Genomic DNA, 4,646 nt, shown 5'->3' with positions numbered 1-4,646 from the left:
GCTCGGAATGGGCGAGGTTCTTTTTCCGCGCTGAGATCCGTCGACACAGGAACCATACGATGGCAGGACGCAAGTGCTTGCCGCTGGGGTAGTGGTGGGGCCGACCGTCATTCGACCTCCAACGTGGAGAACACATGAAAATCATCTCTCAAACGAAAGCCCATGGCGGCGTGCAGGGCGTCTATTCCCATTTGTCGACGAGTTGCCGTTGCGACATGACTTTTGCCGTTTTCATACCTCCGCAGGCGCGGGAGGCGCCTTGTCCCGTTGTGTGGTATCTCTCAGGCCTGACGTGTACCCACGCCAATGTAATGGACAAGGGCGAGTACAGGCGCATGGCCGCCGAGCTCGGCCTGATCGTCGTTTGTCCCGACACCAGCCCGCGCGGGGCCGACATTCCGGATGAAAAAGACAACTGGCAGTTCGGCTCCGGCGCCGGCTTCTATCTCGATGCGACGCAAGAGCCTTATGCGAAGAACTATCGTATGTATTCCTATGTCGCCGAGGAGTTGCCGGCCCTCATCGCGGCTGAATTTCCAGCCGATATGGCGCGCCAGGCAATCTTTGGCCATTCGATGGGCGGGCATGGCGCGCTGACGATTGCCTTGAAGAATCCGCAACGTTTCAAGAGCTGCTCGGCGTTCGCCCCGATCGCCCAGCCAAGCACCGCCGGCTGGTCGAAACCGGCCTTTGAGAAGTATCTCGGCAAGGATGAGGCCTCGTGGCGAAGCTGCGACGCGACGTCGCTCATCGACGACGGATACCGTTTCCCCGAATTTTTGGTGGATCAGGGAACGTCGGATGGATTTCTTGACGACGGGCTGAGGCCTTGGCTGCTTGAGGCGGCCTGCGCCAAAGCAGGTATTCCGCTAAAGCTGCGGATGCAGGATGGATACGATCACTCGTATCTTTTCATCTCCAGCTTCATGGACGACCATCTGAGATGGCATGCTGAGAGGCTTTGATCTGGGCAGGCCGAAGGCATGGCCAGATGCAAACAAGTTATTGCGACGCCTTACACCGAGAGCGCCGCGCTTGCCGCCGTCAAACGCTACACATCCCTGGATTGCGAAAATACTGAAAGCACTGGCCAGCCCCGATGAGGTTCCCGACCCACCCTGCGGCTGCTGGGGCGAAATGCCTGATGGCATCCAGTATTTCGAAGTACCCTTGGGCGAGGGTCGGAAGCTGCTGTTCGTCCGCATCGGCCAGGACGAGCTGTTGTTTGACAAGCAGACGCTAAGGGTGTTGCCGGCGAGTTAGACGCCCGGACCAGAGCCTGATCCGGATCGAGTGGAGGCCTGCCTCTATGCCTCTACGTATTCCGCGAGGCTGACACCCTTGGGCACATCCAGCCCGTCGGCTCGCAAACCTTCGATGTGAAAGCGTATTGCATCGCGAATCTCGGTTTCCACTTCAGGCACAGTGGCACCTGTCGCGATGCAGCCGGGTAGGTCCGGCACATAGGCAGAAAAATTATTTCCTGCTTTTTCAATCACCACCGCGTAACGCATGTCATCACTCCTTCAAACCTGACTGCTTGAGGATGCTGTTCAGTGTTCCTGGCGCAACCTCTTCAGACGGCTTGCCAGCCACGGTGACGCGGCCGGCTTTGACTTCATGCTTATATTGGCGATGGCTGCCCTTGTTGCAACCAGATACCAGCCATCGGCCTCCAGCAGGCGAATGATCTCGCGAACTGTAAGCCGAGGTGGCACTAGATCTCAGCTGCACCCGCTCGTCGAGCCACACGTATCGCACTTCTCGCAGGTCCCGTTCCGCACCATCGTAAAATTCTGGCACTCGGAGCAGGAATTGCCGGTGTAGCCCTGGAGCAGCGATTTGGCGCGGCGGTCGTTGGCGAGTTTTTTTGCTTCGGCCGCCTCGACGGCCGCGGCGTCGGTGAACAGCGCAGCCGTGGTATCGGAGGCAGCACCCGCCGCTTCCTCGAAGGCGATGTCCTCGGCCAATTCCTTTGCCCGCTCCTCATAATCGCGCTTGTAGGCGACCGCTTCGTCGCTGGCGGGTTTCAGCGCCAGCACGTTGGAGCCGGAGAAGGCGGTCGGTGCCGAGCGGGCAGGGGCGCCCGATGGGGCCGCAAAGCCTTTCGGATCGTTGCCGCTGACGCGCGACACCAGCTTCACCGGCGAGGCGCCACGGGTCAGGCCCTTGGAGACCGCATCGGTCTTGCCTTCGCTGATGCCACGGCCAAGTGCGGTGTTGGAAAAGTCCGACTGGTCGACATGGGCGAGATCGTTGCGGCCGAGGTAGGAGATCGCCAGCTCGCGGAACACGTAGTCGAGGATCGACGTCGCGCTCTTGATGGCGTCATTGCCCTGCACCATGCCGGCCGGCTCGAACTTGGTGAAGGTGAAGGCGTGCACATATTCGTCGAGTGGCACGCCATATTGCAGGCCCAGCGAGATGGCGATGGCGAAGTTGTTGAGAAGGCCACGCAAAGTCGCGCCTTCCTTGTTCATGTCGATGAAGATCTCGCCGAGACGGCCATCGTCATATTCGCCGGTGCGCAGGAAGATGGTGTTGCCACCGATCTTGGCTTTCTGCGTGTAACCCTTGCGGCGGCCGGGCAGCTTTTCCTGCTCGCGCGACACGCGCTCGATGATGCGCTCGACGATCCGCTCGGTGATCTGTGCGGCACGTGCTGCCGCAGGTGCGGCGAGCAGCTGCTCGACGGCTTCATCCTCGTCGTCCTCGCCATCGGCGAGCAGCGAGGAATTGAGCGGCTGCGACAGTTTCGAGCCGTCGCGGTAGAGCGCGTTGGCCTTCAGCGCCAGCTTCCACGACAGCATGTAGGCGCCCTTGGCGTCTTCCACCGTCGCATCGTTGGGCATGTTGATGGTCTTTGAGATGGCGCCGGAGATGAAGGGCTGTGCCGCCGCCATCATCTGGATGTGGCTGTTGATAGACAGCGAGCGCTTGCCGATCTTGCCGCACGGGCTGGCGCAGTCGAAAACCGCCAGGTGTTCGGCCTTGAGGAAGGGCGCGCCTTCCAGCGTCATGGCACCGCAGACATGGATGTTGGCGGCCTCGATGTCCTTGCGGGAGAAGCCGAGCGCCGGCAGCATCTCGAACGAGAAATCGTTGAGCTGCTCGTCGGTGAAGCCGAACGTCTCCTTCACCCAGTCAGCGCCGAGCGTCCACTGGTTGAAGACGAACTTGATGTCGAAGGCCGACTTCAAGGCTGCGTTGAGCGCCGCGATCTTCTCGTCGGTGAAGCCCTTGGCCTTGAGCGCGCCGGGGTTGATCGCGGGCGCCTGGTTGAGGTTGCCGTGGCCGACCGCATAGGCTTCCATTTCGGCGATCTGGGCTTCGGAATAGCCGAGCGTGCGCAGCGCTTCCGGCACGGCGCGGTTGATGATCTTGAAATAGCCGCCGCCGGCCAGCTTCTTGAACTTCACCAGCGCGAAGTCGGGCTCGATGCCGGTGGTGTCGCAATCCATGACCAGGCCGATCGTGCCGGTCGGCGCGATGACGGTCGCCTGCGCGTTGCGGTAGCCATGCTCCTCGCCGAGTTCGATGGCGCGGTCCCAGGCGGCCTTGGCGTGGGTTGCAAGGTCCTGCTGCTTCAGGTCGGAAGCGACGAGCGGCACCGGGTTGACGGCGAGCTTCTCGTAGCCCTGCTTCTCGCCATAGGCGGCACGGCGATGGTTGCGCATGACGCGCAGCATGTTCTGCGCATTGCGGTCGTAGTCGGCGAAGGCGCCGAGTTCGCCGGCCATCTCGGCCGAGGTGGCATAGGCCATGCCGGTCATGATCGCGGTGAGTGCGGCGCAGATCGCGCGGCCTTCGTCGGAGTCGTAGGGAATGCCCGACGTCATCAGCAGGCCGCCGATATTGGCATAGCCGAGGCCGAGCGTGCGGTATTCGTAGGACTGCTTGGCGATCTCCTTCGACGGGAACTGCGCCATCATGACGGAGATTTCGAGCACGATGGTCCAAAGCCGCACCGTGTGCTCGTAGGCTGCGATGTCGATCGTGCCGTCGGCGTTGCGGTAGGGCAGCAGATTGATCGAGGCGAGATTGCAGGCCGTGTCGTCGAGGAACATGTATTCGGAGCACGGGTTGGACGCCCGGATCGCACCGGCCGAAGCGCAGGTGTGCCAGTCGTTCATCGTCGTGTTGAAATGCAGGCCCGGATCGGCCGACGCCCAGGCGGCGTAACCGATCTTTTCCCAGAGATCCCTGGCCTTCAGCGTCTTCAGCACCTTGCCGTCCTTGCGGGCGGTCAGGTGCCAGTCGGCATCGTCCTCGACGGCACGCAGGAAATTGTCCTTCAGCGACACCGAATTGTTGGAATTCTGGCCCGAAACCGTAAGGTAGGCGTCCGAATCCCAGTCTGTGTCGTAGGTCTTGAACGACATCGAGCTATAGCCCTGCTTGGCGAACTGGATGACGCGGTAGATGTAGTTCTCCGGCACGGCCGACTTCTTGGCCGCCTTGATCTCGCGCTTCAGCGCGGAGTTGATCGACGGATCGAAGCAGTCGTCGCCATTGCCTTCGCAGTTGACGCAGGCCTTCATGATCGCTTCGAGATGCTTCTTCACGATCTTGGAGCCGGTCACCAGCGAGGCGACCTTCTGCTCTTCATTGACCTTCCAGTCGATGAATTCCTCGATATCGGGGTG

Annotated in this window: 4 protein-coding genes; 1 reads left to right on the top strand and 3 read right to left on the bottom strand. The window is 61.2% G+C overall.

Features of this window, described 5'->3' with window-relative positions:
* Window positions 1-134: 134 nt before the first annotated feature.
* Window positions 135-965 carry an S-formylglutathione hydrolase gene (gene fghA / locus EN914_RS24970; protein ID WP_024504398.1) on the top strand — a complete coding sequence of 277 codons (831 nt, stop codon included), beginning with the start codon at window positions 135-137 and terminating at the stop codon, window positions 963-965.
* Between the two features lie 342 nt (window positions 966-1,307).
* On the opposite strand, the gene EN914_RS24960 is transcribed toward fghA, so the two are convergent.
* The 3 genes from EN914_RS24960 to EN914_RS24950 form a co-directional block, all read right to left on the bottom strand.
* Entirely contained in the window at window positions 1,308-1,514 is a 207-nt protein-coding gene (locus tag EN914_RS24960) for a type II toxin-antitoxin system HicB family antitoxin (protein WP_024504399.1), read from the bottom strand.
* 4 nt (window positions 1,515-1,518) lie between these two features.
* The gene (locus tag EN914_RS39350) at window positions 1,519-1,596 is read right to left on the bottom strand and encodes a hypothetical protein (protein WP_245265364.1); all 78 of its coding nucleotides are present in this window, start codon (window positions 1,594-1,596) and stop codon (window positions 1,519-1,521) included.
* 128 nt (window positions 1,597-1,724) lie between these two features.
* The coding region (locus EN914_RS24950) for a vitamin B12-dependent ribonucleotide reductase (RefSeq protein ID WP_127389328.1) at window positions 1,725-4,646 on the bottom strand (2,922 nt) is incomplete at its 5' end.

This window comes from Mesorhizobium sp. M7A.F.Ca.CA.001.08.2.1, assembly GCF_003998455.1.
Classification (GTDB): Bacteria; Pseudomonadota; Alphaproteobacteria; order Rhizobiales; family Rhizobiaceae; genus Mesorhizobium; species Mesorhizobium ciceri.
Note: the sequence above shows the minus strand (reverse complement) of the source record. Positions and strands in the feature narration are given on the sequence as shown.